17 protein-coding genes are annotated in these 19,214 nt (G+C 37.9%); 10 read left to right on the top strand and 7 right to left on the bottom strand.

The genetic code is table 11. The annotated features are described in order from the left end of the window. The first annotated feature begins 21 nt into the window (after window positions 1-21). From ACJG85_RS00600 to ACJG85_RS00580, 5 genes are all read left to right on the top strand, one after another. Complete coding sequence (locus ACJG85_RS00600; RefSeq protein WP_409676699.1) at window positions 22-441, top strand: HYC_CC_PP family protein; 420 nt, start codon at window positions 22-24, stop codon at window positions 439-441. A 72-nt stretch (window positions 442-513) separates the two neighbouring features. Continuing rightward, on the top strand, window positions 514-2,535 hold the full coding sequence (locus ACJG85_RS00595) for a TonB-dependent receptor plug domain-containing protein (RefSeq protein ID WP_412476690.1): 2,022 nt from the start codon (window positions 514-516) through the stop codon (window positions 2,533-2,535). 34 nt (window positions 2,536-2,569) lie between these two features. Next, complete coding sequence (locus ACJG85_RS00590) at window positions 2,570-2,911, top strand: heavy-metal-associated domain-containing protein (protein ID WP_412476689.1); 342 nt, start codon at window positions 2,570-2,572, stop codon at window positions 2,909-2,911. 56 nt (window positions 2,912-2,967) lie between these two features. Beyond that, window positions 2,968-3,690, top strand: a complete 723-nt coding sequence (locus ACJG85_RS00585; RefSeq protein WP_412464582.1) for a DUF2490 domain-containing protein — start codon at window positions 2,968-2,970, stop codon at window positions 3,688-3,690. 76 nt (window positions 3,691-3,766) lie between these two features. Beyond that, complete coding sequence (locus tag ACJG85_RS00580) at window positions 3,767-4,456, top strand: DedA family protein (protein ID WP_409676711.1); 690 nt, start codon at window positions 3,767-3,769, stop codon at window positions 4,454-4,456. A gap of 47 nt (window positions 4,457-4,503) precedes the next feature. On the opposite strand, the gene groL is transcribed toward ACJG85_RS00580, so the two are convergent. The 7 genes from groL to miaB form a co-directional block, all read right to left on the bottom strand. After that, window positions 4,504-6,135 (bottom strand): chaperonin GroEL, encoded by a 1,632-nt coding sequence (gene groL, locus ACJG85_RS00575; RefSeq protein ID WP_412464581.1) that lies wholly within the window; start codon window positions 6,133-6,135, stop codon window positions 4,504-4,506. A 75-nt stretch (window positions 6,136-6,210) separates the two neighbouring features. Continuing rightward, window positions 6,211-6,486 carry a co-chaperone GroES gene (locus ACJG85_RS00570; protein WP_290875581.1) on the bottom strand — a complete coding sequence of 92 codons (276 nt, stop codon included), beginning with the start codon at window positions 6,484-6,486 and terminating at the stop codon, window positions 6,211-6,213. Window positions 6,487-6,626: 140 nt separating this feature from the next. Continuing rightward, the gene (secG, locus tag ACJG85_RS00565; protein ID WP_412464580.1) at window positions 6,627-6,965 is read right to left on the bottom strand and encodes a preprotein translocase subunit SecG; all 339 of its coding nucleotides are present in this window, start codon (window positions 6,963-6,965) and stop codon (window positions 6,627-6,629) included. Between the two features lie 12 nt (window positions 6,966-6,977). Continuing rightward, a complete protein-coding gene (locus tag ACJG85_RS00560; protein WP_412476688.1) occupies window positions 6,978-7,802 on the bottom strand; it encodes a tetratricopeptide repeat protein in 825 nt (274 codons plus the stop codon). 52 nt (window positions 7,803-7,854) lie between these two features. Continuing rightward, window positions 7,855-8,358, bottom strand: a complete 504-nt coding sequence (locus ACJG85_RS00555) for an LptE family protein (protein ID WP_409676725.1) — start codon at window positions 8,356-8,358, stop codon at window positions 7,855-7,857. A gap of 57 nt (window positions 8,359-8,415) precedes the next feature. Continuing rightward, complete coding sequence (locus ACJG85_RS00550) at window positions 8,416-9,678, bottom strand: sigma-54 interaction domain-containing protein (protein WP_409676728.1); 1,263 nt, start codon at window positions 9,676-9,678, stop codon at window positions 8,416-8,418. 90 nt (window positions 9,679-9,768) lie between these two features. Next, window positions 9,769-11,220 (bottom strand): tRNA (N6-isopentenyl adenosine(37)-C2)-methylthiotransferase MiaB, encoded by a 1,452-nt coding sequence (miaB, locus tag ACJG85_RS00545; RefSeq protein WP_412476687.1) that lies wholly within the window; start codon window positions 11,218-11,220, stop codon window positions 9,769-9,771. Between the two features lie 329 nt (window positions 11,221-11,549). Here miaB and topA point away from each other — a divergent pair, with 329 nt between their 5' ends. From topA to gldM, 5 genes are all read left to right on the top strand, one after another. Then, on the top strand, window positions 11,550-14,057 hold the full coding sequence (gene topA, locus ACJG85_RS00540) for a type I DNA topoisomerase (RefSeq protein ID WP_412476686.1): 2,508 nt from the start codon (window positions 11,550-11,552) through the stop codon (window positions 14,055-14,057). Between the two features lie 13 nt (window positions 14,058-14,070). Beyond that, window positions 14,071-15,222 carry a formimidoylglutamase gene (locus ACJG85_RS00535; RefSeq protein ID WP_412476685.1) on the top strand — a complete coding sequence of 384 codons (1,152 nt, stop codon included), beginning with the start codon at window positions 14,071-14,073 and terminating at the stop codon, window positions 15,220-15,222. Window positions 15,223-15,481: 259 nt separating this feature from the next. Then, window positions 15,482-16,906: a gliding motility lipoprotein GldK gene (gldK, locus tag ACJG85_RS00530; RefSeq protein ID WP_409676740.1), complete on the top strand. Its 1,425-nt coding sequence runs from the start codon at window positions 15,482-15,484 to the stop codon at window positions 16,904-16,906. A gap of 55 nt (window positions 16,907-16,961) precedes the next feature. Then, on the top strand, window positions 16,962-17,597 hold the full coding sequence (gene gldL / locus ACJG85_RS00525; protein WP_412464574.1) for a gliding motility protein GldL: 636 nt from the start codon (window positions 16,962-16,964) through the stop codon (window positions 17,595-17,597). Between the two features lie 51 nt (window positions 17,598-17,648). Further along, on the top strand, window positions 17,649-19,190 hold the full coding sequence (gene gldM / locus ACJG85_RS00520; RefSeq protein WP_412464573.1) for a gliding motility protein GldM: 1,542 nt from the start codon (window positions 17,649-17,651) through the stop codon (window positions 19,188-19,190). Window positions 19,191-19,214 lie beyond the last annotated feature (24 nt).

The raw sequence follows: 19,214 nt of genomic DNA, 5'->3' as shown, positions 1-19,214 counted from the left end.
TAATATTATTAACTTTGTGGCATGAAATTTAAAAAGCACATAAGTATACTAACCGCTTTGCTGATATTGGTTTCCAATTCAGGCTTAGCTTTTAGTGTGCATTATTGCGAAGGTAAAATTGCTTCAATTTCCTCCGTTTTTTCTAAAGAGGAAGTTTGTGATATGCCGATTGTGGTTGAAAAAACCTGTTGTGCTAAAGAAGTAGTCACTCATAAAGACTGTTGCTCTGACAAGAAAGTCGATTTGAAAAATAAAACCGAGAAAATCATCATCAAAACGATTTCACTCGATTTTGAACCGGCTTATTTTTCAGAATACAAAAACCAAGTTTTTGGAGTAGCCATTACTCCTGAATATGTAGACGAAAAAGTGGCTTTTTATTGCGATTCTCATGCGCCGCCGCTTTACCAACTCTATTGTCAATACACCTTTTACGCCTGATTTGATTTTAATTCCGAACAGATTCTAATACCATAGAATCGGCTTATCAGAATTAATTTTAAATCACAATTTATGAAAACACCATTGTTATTCCTGACGATGTTGTGTGCTGCCGTAAGTTTTTCTCAAGAAACAATCAAACAAGATTCTTTGAAAACAGTCACGGTAGAAGGCAGCCGAAAAGGAATAAAAAAGTCACTCAATGTTACGGCCAATACTACATTGGTTACCAGTAAAGAATTACTCAAAGCGGCTTGCTGTAACTTGGCCGAAAGCTTTGAAACCAATCCGTCGATAGACGTTAATTTTTCCGATGCCTTAACCGGAACCAAGCAAATCAAAATGCTTGGATTAACCAGCCCGTATATCCTTATAACAGAAGAAAATGTGCCTTCAGTTCGTGGTGCTTCACAAGCTTACGGGATGTCTTTTACACCCGGAACTTGGGTAGAAAGCATCCAAATTACCAAAGGTGCGGGCAGTGTAGTAAACGGCTTCGAAAGCATTTCGGGGCAAATCAATACCGAATTAATTAAGCCCATAGGCGATATTCCTTTATTTGTAAATGCTTATGGCGATAGCGGAAGTCGTTTTGAGTTGAATACCCATTTCAATAAAAAAGTATCCGATAAGTGGGCTACCAGTTTGTTTGTTCACAGTAATGCTCGTGTGGCAAAAAACGACATGAACGATGACGGTTTTATGGATAATCCGTTAGGAAAGCAATTGAATGTGGTGAATCGTTGGCAATATGCTAATCCCGAATCGGGTTGGGTTTCGTTTTTGAATGTTCGTTACATGAATGATGAAAAACAAACCGGTCAACTCGATTTTGATCCCGACAGAGATAAACTGACTACCAATTTTTGGGGTTCGGAAATCAATACCGAACGCTTGGATTTCAGTTCCAAAGTAGGCTATGTTTTCAAGGATATGCCTTACCAAAGTATTGGTTTTCAAAACGCTTTCAGCAACCATAACCAGCAATCGTATTTCGGATTAAACCAATACAATATCAAGCAACAGAGTTATTATTCTAACTTGATTTTTAACTCGATTATCAGCAATACGATGCACAAGTTTGCTACGGGTTTGAATTTTACGTACGATAAATATGCCGAGTTTGTGAATTTAGCCGATGTGAGCAGAATTGATAACTCCGTTGGCGCTTTCTTCGAGTATACTTTTGATGATAACGACAAGTTTAGTTACATTTTAGGTGGAAGAATGGACTATCACAATAGGTTAGGGGTCTTTTTTACGCCGCGATTGCATGTGAAATACAACCCGTGGGAGAAGGCTGTTTTGCGTTTTTCTGCCGGACGTGGAAAGCGTGCCGCCAATATTTTTGCTGAAAACCAAAACCTTTTTGCCAGTTCTCGAGTGTTTTCGGTATTGGATACTAACGGAAAAATTTACGGATTGGACGCTGAAATTGCTTGGAATTACGGTTTGAGTTTTACCCAAAACTTTATGTTTTTCGGAATGAAAGCCGATACCACGATCGATTTCTACCGAACTGATTTTCAAAACCAAGCCGTAGTTGATGTCATGAATTCGCCGCAGCAAGTCTTGTTTTATAACTTAGACGGAAAATCTTATGCCAATAGCTTGCAACTCGATTTCAATTTAGAAATTATTAAGCATTTGAATCTAAGAACAGCTTACAAGTATTACGATATTGCTACCGACTATATTTCCGGTAGTTTTCAACGACCATTACAAGCCAAACACCGTTTCTTCGGAAATGTGGAATATGCCACTCATATAGTTGAAAAGGGCAAGCAATGGAAATTTGATTTTACTTGGAATTGGTTGGGCAAACAACAATTGCCAAATACAGCAACGAACCCGCATCACGATCGTTTGCCTAATTTTTCGCCTTCATTTTCTACTATGAATGCTCAAATTACCCGAACTTTTTCGAGCACTTTTGAAATATATGTTGGTGGCGAAAATATTGGGAATTATACCCAACACAAAGCAGTTTTAGGCGCTGAAAATCCATTTGGACCAACATTTGACACTTCAATAGTTTATGCGCCGGTTTTCGGACAAATGTATTATGCCGGATTGAGATTTAAAATCAAGTAATAAAAATAATAACAAACAATTTAAAATGAATATCATGAAAAATATTGTAATCGGTTTGCTTTTGATGCTCGTAAGTTTTACAGCTCAAGCACAGGAAAAGAAAATTAAAAATGCAAAGTATAGCATTGAAGTTAACGGTAATTGCGAAATGTGTAAAAAACGAATTGAGAAAGCTGCTTTTTCAGTTTCGGGAGTAAAAAGTGCTGAGTGGCACATAGATGACCACCAATTGCATTTGATCATTAACGAAGAAAAATGCTCGTTAATTGAGATAAAGAAAGCCTTAGCCAAAGTTGGTCATGATACTGATGAGGTTAAAGCGACCGACGAAGATTACCAAAAGTTACACGGTTGTTGTATGTATGAAAGAAAGTAATTTTAAACTCCTTCCAACGAAGGAGTTTTTTATTGTTATTTTTACCAAAAAAAGCTTTGAAAGCACTATACACTATATTGGCAGTTGGTTGTTTCGTTTTTGGTTTTTCTCAGGAGGTAAAACAAGATCAAAGGGTTTGGATGGCTTATGTTGGTCAGTACAAAGCTTCTCCCAAATGGGGTTACCATATGGAGGCGCAATTTAGGATGGATAATCAGTTGGAGCAAAACATGCAAAACTTATTCAGGGTTGGTGTGGTATATCATCTCTCCGAGTCAAAAAACATTACCGCCGGTTATGCATTAGTTAATACCTATAGTGCAGCGGCTGATGATTATTTTAAGGAAAACAGGTTGTGGGAACAATACCAAATGACTACTAAATGGCCCAAGGATATTTTAATTAATCGGTTTCGATTGGAGCAACGTTGGGTGGAACAATTCGGAATTTCAGAGTTTGGACAAACGGTATCGGAAACTGCTTATCAAAACAGATTTCGCATATTGAATCGCTTTTTATGGCATTTGACAACCCTAAAATCGGAAAAAGAACAGCTTTATGTGGTGGTGCAAAATGAGCTGTTTGCAACACTCGGACAGAATAAAGTGAATTCGAAAGTCATCGATCAAAATCGTTTTTTAGTAGGATTCGGACTCAACTACAACAATACCATCCGTTTGGAATTGGGTTATATGAATCATTACATCACTTCATCCTCTACATCGGATTTGATGAATCATACTGTCTCGATTTCATTGTTTCATAATATCGTGTTATAAAAAGTATAAAGTGGTCGCAATCCCAAAAAATATCCTTAATTTCACGCTCGAATTTTTACCCTTAATTTGTTAGTCCATGAGTGATTTTGATTGGATGCAGTTGCTGAATCCGGAGTTTTACATAACCATGTCGTTAGGCGGCGTTAAAGTTGGGCTATGGATTGTATTGTTTATTGTATTTGCCGAAACCGGTTTGTTTGCCGGATTCTTTTTACCCGGTGACAGTTTATTGTTTTTAGCGGGAATTTACAGTCGTGATTTGATAGAGAATTTTACTTTCATTGAAAGTGATATTTTAAATGTAACCTTACTCGCGGTTTTAGTGGCTGTTTCGGGTATTTTAGGAAATATGGTGGGCTATTGGTTTGGTGCCAAAAGCGGTTATTATTTGTATAAAAAAGAGGATAGTTTTTGGTGGAAAAAAAAGTACTTGATTCAATCAAAAGACTTCTTTGAACGTTACGGTGGAAAAGCTATTATTTTTGCCCGTTTCTTACCTGTGGTAAGAACTTTTGCTCCCATAGTAGCCGGTATTGTAACCATGGATAAAAAGAAGTTTATGTTTTATAACATTTTGAGTTCTTTCTTGTGGTCATTTACATTGATTTTCTCCGGGCATTATTTGTATGGTATGTTTTTAGAAGAATTTGATATCGATTTAAAGCACCATATAGAGAAAATTGTAATAGGAATTATCTTGATTTCAACTTTTCCGGTCTTTTTGAAAATGATTAAAAAAAGCCCGAACACAGAATCGGAAGTTTAATAAAAAAAGCCTCAATTTCTTGAGGCTTTTTTATTGTTTTAATTCTGTTACATCATGCCCGGCATTCCACCGCCCATTGGCATTCCGCCACCGGCATTTTCTTCTTTGATTTCCACCAAAGCACATTCAGTGGTTAGAATCATTCCGGAAACTGAGGCCGCGTTTTCTAAGGCTACACGGGTTACTTTTTTAGGATCGATGATTCCGGCTTTCAACATGTCAACATACTCATCGGTTTTGGCGTTGTATCCAAAGTTAGCTTTACCTTCGGCTACTTTAGCTACTACTACAGAACCTTCTAATCCGGCATTTTCAACAATTGTTCTTAGTGGCGATTCTACGGCACGTGATACAATTTGAATTCCGGTAGCCTCATCAGCATTGCCGGCTTTTAGTTTGTCTAAAACAGCTTTAGCTCTCAACAAAGCCACACCACCACCGGCAACGATTCCTTCTTCAACTGCGGCACGTGTCGCATGTAACGCATCGTCTACACGGTCTTTTTTCTCTTTCATTTCTACTTCAGAAGCGGCGCCAACGTACAATACGGCAACACCACCGGCTAATTTAGCCAAACGCTCTTGGAGTTTTTCTCTGTCGTAGTCGGAAGTAGTAGTTTCCATTTGGGCTTTAATTTGGTTAACACGATTTTTAATCATGTCGGCATTTCCTGCACCGTTAACTACTGTAGTATTGTCTTTGTCGATGGTTACTTTTTCAGCAGTGCCCAACATTTCTAAAGTCGCATTTTCTAAAGTATAACCACTTTCTTCCGAAATTACGGTTCCGCCTGTTAGGATAGCAATATCTTCTAACATTGCTTTTCTTCTGTCGCCAAATCCAGGCGCTTTAACAGCAGCAATTTTTAAGGCGCCACGCAATTTGTTTACTACCAAAGTAGATAGCGCTTCGCCGTCAACATCTTCAGCAATGATTAATAAAGGTTTTCCTGATTGCGCCACTGGTTCTAAAACCGGTAACAATTCTTTCAAGGAAGATACTTTTTTGTCGTAAAGTAGGATGTAAGGTCTTTCCAATTCTACTTCCATTTTTTCAGGATTGGTCACAAAGTAAGGCGATAAATAACCTCTGTCGAATTGCATGCCTTCAACCACGTCAACGTAAGTATCAGTTCCTTTGGCTTCTTCAACGGTGATTACACCTTCTTTACCTACTTTAGCAAAAGCGGTAGCAATTAATTCGCCAATTACTTCATCATTATTAGCAGAGATAGAAGCAATTTGTTTGATTTTTTCAGAGTCGCTGCCAACCACCTGTGCTTGTTTACCCAAGTCTTCAATAATGGCTTCAACCGCTTTATCGATACCGCGTTTTAAGTCCATTGGATTAGCTCCGGCAGCTACGTTTTTCAATCCTTCTTTAACAATAGCTTGTGCTAATACGGTAGCCGTAGTAGTTCCGTCGCCTGCTAAATCGTTGGTTTTAGAAGCTACTTCTTTTACCATTTGTGCGCCCATATTTTCGAGAGCGTCTTTTAATTCAACTTCTTTAGCTACTGAAACACCGTCTTTGGTTACAGTTGGTCCGCCAAAAGATTTTGAAATGATTACATTTCTTCCTTTTGGTCCTAAAGTTACTTTTACAGCATTCGCTAAGGCATCAACACCACGTTTTAAACCGTCGCGTGCTTCAATGTCGAATTTAATATCTTTTGCCATTTTTAGTTTGTTTAAATTGTTTAAGTTTTAAAAGTTTAAAGTTGTTTTATTTACAGTTGTAAAAACTATTTACAGTTAAATAATTGCAAGGATATCATCCTCACGCATGATTAAATAATCTTTACCGTCAAACTTTAAATCGGTTCCGGCGTATTTGCCATATAAAACAGTATCACCAACTTTTACGGTTAAGGGTTGGTCTTTTTTTCCGTTCCCTACTGCCACTACAACACCTTTTTGCGGTTTTTCTTTAGCAGTGTCAGGAATAATAATTCCGGAGGCTGTTTGTGTTTCAGCGGCTGCCGGTTCCACAATAACTCTGTCTGAAAGAGGTTTAATGTTTAATGCCATGATGTTATATTTTTAGGTTATTATAATTTAGTTGACATCGCTTTTTCAGAAATTATGCCAATGGTTTTTTACTGTCATTTTTTCCTAAAAAAAATGCCAGCATGTCAGCGCTGGCATTATTATAAAGAACTAAGTCTTTGTTATTTTTTTTCACCTGTTGGTTGAGCAGGAGTAGCGGCCGGAGTTTCTGTAGCGGTTTTAGGAGCTGCAGCTTCAGTTTGGTCGATTACTTTAGAATCGGTGTCGCCTCCGCCCATGCCTGAAAAGCTCAAACTTGACAATAAAATTAAAGCAATCAATACAGCGGCTAAAGTCCATGTACTTTTATCTAAAAAGTCTGTTGTTTTTTGAACACCACCTAACATTTGTGATCCGCCTAATGAAGAAGACAATCCGCCTCCTTTAGGATTTTGAACCATAACGGCAATGATTAATAAAAAACAAACCAAAGTGATTAATGCTAAAAAGATGGTAAACATAATGTGTTATAATTAGTTATTATTTTGTTGTAAAATCTTAATATCCGAAATTCGGTTTGCAAAGAAACTACTTTTTTCCGGATATTTCAAAATTAATATTTCATAAGCTTGAATTGCTTTAGAATATTTTTTCTGTTCCAAATAAACTCGAGCCAAAGTTTCGGTCATTAAATGCGACGTGTCTTCGGAAAACGGCTCTATTATCGGGACTGTAGCATCTTTAGCAATTGGAACTATTTTAGGGTTGTTTTCGATGAATTTGTCAATCAACTCTAATTTTTTCTTTTTAACCTCTTCGCTCGCCGGGTTTTGAGGTATGTTTTCTTCGCGGATAATGGGTTTCAATCTTGCCAATTGCAGCCACTCTTGGAAGGAATGTTTTTCGTTTTTTGAAAACTCAAGCGGTTTTCCGATGGACAACTTTTCTTCTGCTTTTTGTTCTTCACTGCCACTAGCTTCTTTGATTGAGGTCAATATTGATAGTTCCAAAGGATTAACAGCAGGTTCCTGATAGGCGACTTTTACTTCTTCCAAACCAACCACATTGATGTTCATTAACTCTTCCAGTTTTTTTTCATAATGTCCTTTTTGTACTGATACAAAGGAATCCGAAGTGATAAAGTCAAATAAAATACTTCGGTCTGTAGTGTAAGCAGCTGAAATTTTTAGGGCATAGTTGTAGTTAAAGCTATCCTGATTGTACAAATGCTTCAACTTTAACACCCGAGCACTTTGAAAATAGGGGAAAGCCCTCAGTACTTGGTCTAAGGTTTCCGCGTACCTATCATTGATGGCTTCGGGTTTGTTGAGTAAGTATGTATAATCGGTTAGGTTCAAAATATTAAGTGTTCAGACAATTTATAAAATTACAAAAACAGACAACTGTATTTTACCATTTAGCAAGAGATTCGTTAAATATATCTTGTGTAATTCGTTCAAAAATAACGTCCAAAGCATCAGTTAATTGCGAGCCTACTAACTGACTGGAGCCACTATAGTCGTAAAAGAAAGAAAATCTTTTTTCAAAATTATCTTCTTCTTTGTTTTTGTTGGAAAAGCGAACCATCACGGAAATAGTCAAACGGTTTTGGGCTGCTTTTTGATCTGCTGTGGCGGTCATTGGTGCTATTCGGTATTCAACAATTTCACCTTCGTATAAAAGTTCGCCATTGGAATTGGTTAAATTCAAATTGGTTTGATTCTGAATCAAGTCTTGTAGGCGTAAGGTAAAGGTTCTTTCAATGCCCGGTTCAACCAACTCGGCCGTATTTTGGAAATAATTTACCTGAAACGTTTTGGCGTTAATCGGTTTGGCTCCGGTAAAATTGTACACACCGCAACTGTTGATGCTGAAAGCTACAAGAACCAATAATAAAAATTTAATGCTTTTCATGTGTTTGTTTTCGAGGGTAAATATAACCAATATTTGATTTTGCCTAAGTTTGAATGTTTACAAATCAAACTGTTTGATTTTTCGATATAAGGTTCTTTCCGAAATGCCTAATTCATCTGCCGCTGCTTTTCTTTTGCCTTTGTTGCGTTCCAACGCTTTTTTGATGAGCTCCAATTCTTTGGCTTCCAATCGAAGGGTTTCTTCTTCGTCAACGGTTTCCGCCATCAAATAATTGGCATCGTCTTCGTCGTCAAATTCTTCTTGTTGTGACTGGTTTGGTGTCGGAATCACATTAATATGTGGTTCGGCTTCGAATACAATTTCATTCTCACTTTCTTTGGAACCGTAGACTTTCTGAATCAAACTCGGATTAATATCTTGAACTTTAGCACCGTTTTTCATCAATTCTAAAGTCAGCTTTTTCAAATCGTTTAAATCGCTCTTCATGTCGAAAAGCACTTTGTATAAAATGTCTCGCTCGGTAGCAAAATCACTGTCCGATTTTTTACCGCCAATAACCGATGGTAACGTACTGCCTTCCATTGGTAAATAAGATTGTAAAGTTGCCAATGAAATATCGCGGTTAGTTTCCAAAACCGAAATCTGTTCAGCCACGTTGCGCAACTGACGGATGTTTCCGCTCCAGCGATAGCGTTGCAAAAACTGAACAGCCTCATCACTCAGCTTAATGGGAGGCATTTTGTATTTATGGGCAAAATCGGCGGCAAATTTTCTAAATAACAAATGAATGTCGTCTTTTCGATCACGTAAGGGTGGCAAAGTAATGTCAACGGTACTCAAACGGTAATACAAATCTTCGCGGAACTTTCCTTTTTCGATAGCGTCAAACATATTAACGTTGGTGGCCGCGACTATGCGCACATTCGTTTTCTGTACTTGCGAAGAGCCGACTTTGATAAACTCGCCGTTTTCTAAAACACGAAGTAATCTTACTTGGGTTGTAAGCGGCAATTCGCCCACTTCATCCAAGAAAATGGTTCCGCCGTCGGCTACTTCAAAATAACCTTCACGGGTATTGGTAGCGCCGGTAAAAGCCCCTTTTTCGTGACCGAATAATTCACTGTCAATGGTTCCTTCCGGAATCGCACCACAGTTAACAGCGATGTATTTGCCGTGTTTTCTGTGGGACAGCGAATGGATAATTCTAGGAATACTTTCTTTACCCACGCCGCTTTCGCCCACAACTAATACCGAAATGTCAGTCGGAGCGACTTGTATGGCTTTTTCAATAGCGCGGTTGAGTTTCGGATCGTTCCCGATAATCTCAAAGCGTTGTTTTATGTTTTGAACGGATTCCATAACTTATTTGTTTAAAAGGTTTAAGGTTTAAAAGTTTAAAATTGATTAGGGTAGAACCGCATTAAACAATTTTAAACCATTTTAAACTTTTTAGCGCTGCATTTCACTATATCCAACCGCTTCACCAATCAATGTAGCCGTTGTACAATCGGTTACTTTTACTAACACAAAATCACCTTCTTTATAATTTTCTTTCGGAAAAACAGTCACTACATTTTCAGAGTTTCTGCCGCTCCAGTGTTTGTCTGACTTTTTAGATTCTTTCTCAATCAACACTTCTACGGTTTGGCCCAAGAAACGCTTGGTTCTTTTTTCACTGAGTATTTGCTGTAAGTCTACAATTTCTTGTAAACGTCTTTTCTTAACTTCTTCCGGAACATCATCTTCCATTTTACGCGCTGCCAAAGTGCCCGGTCTTTCGGAATAAGCAAACATATAGCCAAAGTCGTATTCCACATATTCCATCAAACTCAAGGTGTCTTGGTGGTCTTCTTCTGTTTCGGTAGGGAAACCGGCAATCATGTCCTGCGAAATGGAGCAATCCGGAATAATACGTTTGATTTTATCCACCAATTCCATGTATTCTTCACGGGTGTGTTGGCGGTTCATTTCTTTTAAAATTCTGGTACTTCCGCTTTGCACCGGTAAGTGAATATAGTTACAAACATTATTGTATTTGGCTATCACATGCAATACTTCCTCGTGCATATCCTGCGGATTCGAAGTCGAAAAACGGAAACGCATTTTTGGGAATTGCACAGCACACATCTCTAACAATTGGGCAAAATCAACTGCAGTAGCTTTTTGCATTTCAGTGGCTTTGTCGAAATCTTTCTTCAAACCGCCGCCATACCAAAGGTAACTGTCCACATTCTGACCCAACAAGCAAACTTCTTTAAAACCTCTGTCCCATAAATCTTGGATTTCGGCCATAATACTTTGTGGTTCTCTACTGCGCTCACGACCACGGGTAAATGGCACTACGCAAAACGTACACATATTATCGCAACCGCGAGTGATGGAAACAAAGGCGTTCACGCCGTTGCTGTTCAATCGCACCGGTGAAACATCGCCGTAGGTTTCATCTTTGGAAAGGATAACGTTAATCGCATCGCGACCTTCCTCGACTTCTTTCAATAAATTCGGTAAGTCTTTATAAGCATCGGGACCAACTACCATGTCCACGATTTTTTCTTCTTCGAGGAATTGACTTTTCAAACGCTCGGCCATACAACCCAAAACGCCTACTTTCATGCCCGGATTAATGCTGCGTTTTACCGCATTGTATTTTTCCAAACGCTTGCGCACGGTTTGTTCCGCCTTGTCTCTGATAGAGCAGGTGTTTACCAAAACCAAATCGGCTTCTTCTAACTTTTGGGTGGTATTATACCCTTGTTCGGTTAAAATGGATGCTACAATTTCGCTGTCCGAAAAATTCATCGCGCAGCCGTAGCTTTCTATAAATAGTTTTTTGCTGTTGCCTTCTTTGTGTTCTAAAGCCAGGCTGGTGCCTTGTTTTTTCTCGTCAATTTCCTTTTCCATAAAATGATTTTCGCTTAATCGGACAGCAAAGATAATACTAAATTCGCAAATCTGACAAGATGGCAGAGATGGTTTAACAAAAGTTTTGGAGCGAAAGGTTTGGGTGTGTTTGGAATCTCTGTTCCCGCTGTACGCTCTGCTCGACGCCGCTTCCATCGGGGCTAGATAGGCTTTGTCTTTTGTCTCGGTTGACTACGAAAAAAGTTTGTGAAAAGACACTATATATTAAGGTATAAATTTCTTTTATTGGTCAATCACCGTTAAAAAGCAACACTAAATCGATATTTTAAAAAAAACGTTTACTTTTGTCCGCGTAAACAATCGCGGATATGGCAAAGAATTTAGTTATCGTGGAGTCGCCGGCAAAGGCCAAAACAATCGAAAAATTTCTCGGAAGTGAGTTTCAGGTAGAGTCGAGTTACGGCCACATAGCCGACTTACCTTCCAAAGAAATAGGAGTAGATGTTGCCAATGGTTTTAAGCCAAAATACGAAGTGTCTTCCGATAAAAAAGCTTTGGTAACCAAATTAAAAGGACTGGCCAAAAATGCCGAAATGGTTTGGTTAGCTTCCGATGAGGACCGCGAGGGAGAAGCCATTTCTTGGCATTTAGCGGAAGAATTAAAGTTAGATAAAAACAAGACCAAAAGAATTGTTTTTCACGAAATCACCAAATCGGCCATTCAAAAAGCGATTGAAAATCCGCGTGGCATCGATTATAACTTGGTGAATGCACAACAAGCCCGTCGTGTTTTAGACAGACTGGTAGGCTACGAACTTTCTCCTGTATTGTGGAAAAAAGTCAAAGGCGGATTATCGGCCGGACGTGTGCAATCGGTTTCCGTGCGTTTGATTGTGGAGAGAGAAAGAGAAATTCAAGAGTTCAAAGCAGTAGCTTCCTATTCGGTGACCGCCGAGTTTACCAATGAAGCAGGAAAAGTAGTCAAAGCCAAATTGCCGAAGAATTTCGCTACCAAAAAGGAAGCAGAAGACTTTTTGCAAAAAAACATTGGCTCTATATATAAGGTAGCCGATTTGGAGACCAAACCGACCAAAAAATCACCTGCAGCTCCGTTTACCACTTCCACTTTGCAACAGGAAGCAGCCCGTAAATTGTATTTTCCGGTTGGGATTACGATGCAAATTGCCCAAAGATTGTACGAAGCCGGACTCATTACCTACATGAGAACCGACAGTGTAAACTTGTCCCAAGAAGCCATGGCTGCCGCACAAGCAGAGATTACAGGGTATTACGGTGCTGAGTACAGTAAACCTCGAAATTACAATACCAAATCCAAAGGTGCTCAAGAAGCCCACGAAGCCATTCGTCCCACTGATATGTCTCGTCACACCGTGAACGTTGAAAGAGACCAAGCACGCTTGTATGAACTGATTTGGAAAAGAACTTTGGCTTCACAAATGGCTGATGCTGAATTGGAACGAACCAATGTAAAGATAGAAGCCAACAACCATACTGAAGTTTTTCAAGCTACCGGTGAGGTAATTAAATTTGAAGGTTTCTTAAAGGTCTATTTGGAAGGCAACGACGACGACGATGAAGAACAAGAGGGTATGTTGCCGGCTTTGAAAGTCAATGAAAAATTAATCAACAATAACATCACGGCAACCGAAAGATATTCGCGTCCGCCGTCAAGATACACCGAAGCTTCTTTGGTGAAGAAGTTGGAGGAATTAGGGATCGGTCGTCCGTCAACCTATGCGCCAACCATTTCTACCATCATCAACAGAAATTACGTTGAGAAAGGAAACTTAGACGGCGTAGAGCGAAAATATGTGCAGTTGACTTTGAAAGACAGTAAAGTTGATGAGAAAATTTTAAAAGAAAACACCGGTTCTGATAAAGGGAAATTGGTGCCAACTGATATAGGAACGATTGTAAACGACTTTTTAGTAAAAAACTTTGAAGCCATTTTAGATTACAATTTTACCGCCAAAGTAGAACAGGATTTTGATGAAATTGCAGAAGGCAATATTGATTGGGCTAAAATGATGCAGGATTTCTACAACAAGTTTCATCCTAATGTAATAGAAGTAGAAAAGAATGCCGACAGAGAAAGTGGAGAACGCATACTAGGAACCGATCCGAAAACGGGTAAGCCGGTATCGGTGCGTTTGGGTAAATTCGGTCCCATGGCACAGATTGGTGATGCTGAAGACGACAATAAGCAATTTGCCAGTTTGCGTCAAGACCAAAACATTGGTAACATTACTTTGGAAGAAGCGTTGAATTTGTTTTTGTTGCCGAAAAATCTCGGTACTTATAACGGCGAAGAAGTTGAAGTGAGCAACGGTCGTTTCGGACCATATGTGCGTTTCGGCAAACAATTTATTTCTCTTCCCAAGGGAGAAGATCCGTTGGATGTAACCATGGAAAGAGCACAGGAATTGATTAATGAAAAGACCAAAGCTGATGCACCAATCGGAACATACCAAAATATGGATGTCCAAAAAGGGGTTGGTCGTTTTGGTCCGTTCTTAAAATGGAACGGGATGTTTATTAATGTGAACAAAAAATACGACTTCAATAACTTGTCGCAATCCGATATAGAAGAGTTAATCGAAGAGAAATTGCAAAAAGACATCGATAAAGTCATTCACCATTGGAAAGAAGAAGGGATTTTGGTAGAAAAAGCCCGTTGGGGAAAGTCGGTGATCACCAAAGGAAAAATCAAAATCGAATTGAATAAAGATGTCGATGCCAGTAAATTAACATTGGAACAAGTACAGGATTTAATTGCCAAAAAAACACCTGAAAAGAAAACTACTGCCAAAAAAACGACTGCCAAAAAAACGACTGTAAAAAAAAACTACCGCTAAAAAAAAGTAACCTATGGAACTTGATTTTCTTTCTCCGGTTGATAATGATATTATACAATATGTAAAGGGACTGTCCTCTCAGCACCTTGGTAGTAAAGTGTCTTTTCATACCGATAAAGATTTTCCCGATTTAGATCAAATTAAGGTTGCAGTAATCGGAGTACTTGAGAATAGAGGCGACAACAATGCCTATGAAGAAGTCAAACTGAAAGCTGTTCGTGAAGAATTGTACAGCTTATTTCCCGGAAATTGGCAAAGTGCTATAGCGGATTTGGGAGATATTTATCCGGGAAATTCTCTCGATGACACCTATTTTGCTCTACAAAAAGTAGCGACCAAGTTAATACGCAAAGGGGTAATTCCTATTGTGATTGGTGGTTCTCAAGATTTGACTTATCCTCTGTATCGTGCTTATGATAGTTTAGAGCAGATGGTAAACTTAGTGGCTATTGATAGTAAGTTTGATTTTGGAAAACAGGAAGATGGTATAACTTCAAATTCGTATTTGTCAAAAATTGTCCTGGATGAACCTAATAATCTGTTTAATTACTGTAATATCGGTTATCAAACTTATTTCAACTCCCAAGAAGAAATTGATTTGATTGAAAAATTGTATTTTGACGCCTATCGTTTGGGAGAAATTTCCAATAATATTGCGCTTTCAGAACCGGTTTTTAGAGATGCCGACATAGTTTGCGTTGATTTAACAGCTGTAAAGTCTTCAGATTCAGGTAATTTATTTAAGTTTATACCCAATGGTTTTAATGGGAAAGAGATTTGTAGTTTGTCTCGTTATGCCGGAATCAGTGATAAAGTAAGTTCGTTTGGTGTTTTCAACCATAACAATACAAAAGAAGAAGCCGTTTTAATAGCTCAGGTAGTTTGGTATTTTTTGGAGGGAATTAACTTCCGTTCTAACGAATACCCTTTTGGCACCAAAGAGAACTACTTAAAATATATAGTTCCTTTGGAAAATGAAGAATTGGTTTTCTACAAGAGTAATAAAACAGACCGATGGTGGATCGAAATTAATTTTTTTGCAGGGCAACACAATAAACTGAAAAAAAATACGTTATTACCGTGTTCCCACGAAGAATATCTGGCTGCTTGCAATCACGAAATTCCGGAAAGATGGTGGAAGGCTCAAAGGAAAAATTGTTTATAAACATTAAAAGTTGTTTAAAATTATATTTCTTGTAAGATAAAGTTTTCAAAAAATATATAAAAGTGCATTTTATCAGTAAAAATGTGCATTTTATCGATAAAATGTTTTTTTATTCACTTTTAATATTCTATTTTTGGATTGTTAAAGTGTAATTGGAAATTAGATAGGGTAAAATTTAATATTATTTAATTGCTTTTTTGAAAAATAATAAATAGGTTTACGCCCTTAAAAATAAAATATTCAAATAACCCCAATTTATATGAAGAAAGTCATTGCATTCGCATCAGTTTTAGCTTTGTTAACGGGCTGTGGACGATCAAGCGACAAAGGTGAATTAGTAGGAGTTAAAGGAAAAAAATGGCATCCTGAGAAGCCGTTTGGTATGACCTTGATTCCGGGTGGTGCTTACATCATGGGTAAATCAGATGATGATTTGGCCAATGTGCAAGATGCGCCTACTAAAACTGTTACTGTAAGATCGTTCTACATGGACGAGACAGAGATAACCAACAGTGAATACCGTCAGTTTGTAGAATGGGTAAAAGATTCTACAATCAGAGTTCGCTTGGCTATTTTGGCTGACGAAGTTGGTCAGACGGCTGGTTCAGGAGGTAAAGGTGGAAAAGGCGGAAAAAATGCCGGAAGTATCGGTGATTTTGCTTTTAACGACACTGATCCTGCTAAAATGACTCCATATGACAAGTATATGTATGAGAATTATTACAGTGTTGGGACTGATGATGATCCTTATGCGGGAAGAAGATTGAATAGAAAAGTAAAATTAATTACAGATACCAGTAAATATCCGGATGAATATTATTCAGAAGTTATGGATAGTATGTATTTGCCTTTGGCAGAATCTTTCAACGGATTAAGAACTATTGATGTAAGAAAATTAAAGTTCCGTTATTCTTGGATGGATATTCAAGCAGCAGCAAAAGCTAAAGTTGGAAAGAGAAGCTCTTTCATCAGAACAGAACAACAAGAGGTTTATCCTGATACTACAGTTTGGATTAAAGACTTTGCTTACTCTTACAATGAGCCGATGCACAATGATTACTTTTGGCATCAAGCTTATGGAGACTATCCTGTTGTAGGGGTATCTTGGAAGCAAGCAAAAGCATTTTGTGCTTGGAGAACCTTGAATAAAAATGCTTACATCAAATCAAAAAAGAAAAAGAAAAGACCGGATTTAATTAACTCTTTCAGATTGCCTACAGAAGCTGAATGGGAATATGCTGCCAGAGGTGGTTTAGAGTCCGGAACTTATCCTTGGGGAGGTCCTTATGCTAAAAATGACAGAGGTTGTTTCTTGGCTAATTTCAAACCTAATAGAGGAGACTATGCGGCCGATCAAGCTTTATACACAGTAGAAGCTAAGTCTTATGAGCCTAACGGTTATAACTTGTACAACATGTCAGGGAATGTGGCTGAGTGGACAGATTCTGCTTATGATGCCGCTGCTTACGAATATGTGTCTACTATGAACCCAACAGTGGGCGACTCTAAAAATATGAGAAAAGTAGTTCGCGGAGGTTCATGGAAAGATGTAGCTTACTTTTTGCAAGTAGGAACCAGAGATTTTGAATATGCTGATACTGCCAGAAGTTATATCGGCTTCAGAACAGTTCAAGATTATATGGGAACTCAAGTAACCAAAAATGGTAAAGCACCGAGAAAGTAATTTCAAAACCAACTTAATTATATTTAACTTAACTAACTAAAAAAAATTATTTATTATGGCATTATTAAGCAAAAAAACAATGAATTTCGCTTACGGTATGGGAGCGGCTGTTGTAATCGTTGGAGCATTATTTAAAATACAACACTGGACTGGAGCAAGTTTGATGCTTATTGTAGGTCTTTCTGTTGAGGCTCTAATTTTTGGATTGTCTGCTTTTGACCCGGTTGATAAGGAATTGGATTGGTCATTGGTTTACCCTGAATTAGCAGGTGGAGAGGCAAGACCTAGAGACAAAAAGAATGAAGATCCAAAAGATGCTCAAGGTTTGTTGTCTCAAAAGTTAGACAATATGTTGAAAGAAGCAAAAATCGACAGTCAGTTGATGGAAAGTTTAGGAAATAGTATCAAGAATTTTGAAGGTGCTGCCAAAGCAATTTCTCCAACAGTTGATTCTGTTGCTTCAACAAAAAAATATGCTGAAGAAATGACTAAAGCAGCCACTCAATTAGAAACTTTGAATGGTTTGTACCAAGTACAATTACAAAGTGCTGAGAGAAATGCTCAAATTAACAACGAAGTTGCTGAAAACAATCTAAAATTAAAAGACCAAATGCAATCGTTAACATCTAACTTACAAACATTGAATAATGTTTATGGTGGTATGTTGTCTGCAATGAGTAACAAAGGATAATTAGTTTTTGAACTATATTTTATTAACAAAACAATAAACTAATTAGAAAAAATGGCAGGAGGAAAACTAACCCCTAGACAGAAGATGATTAACCTAATGTACTTGGTTTTCATCGCGATGTTGGCATTGAATATGTCAAAAGAAGTATTGACTGCTTTTGGTTTAATGAATGAAAAATTTGAAGGAGTAAATAAGTTTGCTGAGGAATACAATACAAGCTTATTAGGAACATTAGAGCAAAAAGCAGAGGATGATCCGACTCGTTTCAAAATTCCGTTGGATAAAGCCAACCAAGTAAAAGCTATATCCAAAGAATTATATGATTATTTAGGAAATATCAAGAATGATGTTTCCAAAGAATTTGAAAGAGAGAAAGACGGTAAGTTGCCTTATGAGGCAATGGACAAAGGAAGTTATATTGATGAGAATTGGTTTGAAGGTGACAGATACTCTGCAAAAGGGAATGAAATCATCGCTAAAATCGAGAAATACAAAAAAGATATAACAGCTGTTTTTGGTAATGATGTTAAGTACCAAATTATCGTTAATAAAATCAATGAAAAATTCAATTTAGGTGATGTAAAAGATAAAGAAGGTGTTTCTAAAAAGTACTTATCTTACCACTTTGAAGGTTTCCCGGCTATCGCATCTATTGCAAAATTAACTAGTATGCAAAATGATGTTCAGGCTACAGAGCAAGATATTTACAATGCTTTAATTGGAAACACTATTGCACAGGCAGCTTCATTGAAAAACTTCCAGGCTATGGTTGTTTTAGAGAAAAATGTATTCTTTGAAGGTGAAACTGTTAAAGGTAAGGTAGTTTTAGGTAAGTATGATGCTAACACGGTTCCTACAAGTTTTTCAGGTCCTGGAAAAATTGAAAATGGTCAAGCTGTAATCTCAATGACAGCTGGTGGTATCGGAGAAAAAACTATTAATGGTACTTTCTCTTTCATGGAAGACGGAAAACCTGTTCCATTGAAATTTGAAGGTAAATACGTTGTAGTTCCTCGTCCTAAAACAGCAAATATTTCTGCTGATAAAATGAATGTTGTTTACCGTGGTTTAGATAACCCAATGACAATTTCATTTGCTGGTGTGCCTGATAACAATGTATCTGCTTCTGCTCCTGGTTTATCAAAAGCTTCAGGTAATGGTAAATACAACCTTAACCCAGGTGCCGGTACTGAAGTTACTGTATCAGTTACTGCAAAAATGCCTGACGGTACGTCTGCTAATGATAGAAAAGTATTCAGAATTAAAAACATCCCTGCTCCTGCTGGTGCTATCGGTGGTGGAACTGGTGTACAAAAAGGTGCTAAATCTCGTTTAGAAGTTTCTCAGATTTCTGCTAAATTAGAAGACTTCTTATACGATTTAAGTTTCCAAGTAACTCAGTTCACATTCAAAGTGCCTGGTCAGCCTGCTATCGTTGTTAACGGTGATAGAGTTGACGGAAGATGTAAAGCTGCTTTGGCTAGAGTTACACGTGGAGATCAGGTTACTATTTCTGATATCAAAACCAAAGTTGTAGGTGGTGCCAAAATTGTTGTACCAACAGCAGCTCCGGTTATTTACGAAATACAATAATAATTTGAGTTAGATATACCTACT

The sequence above is a fragment of the Flavobacterium mekongense genome, assembly GCF_047038255.1.
Lineage (GTDB): Bacteria > Bacteroidota > Bacteroidia > Flavobacteriales > Flavobacteriaceae > Flavobacterium > Flavobacterium mekongense.
This window is presented reverse-complemented; position numbering and strand designations above follow the sequence as displayed.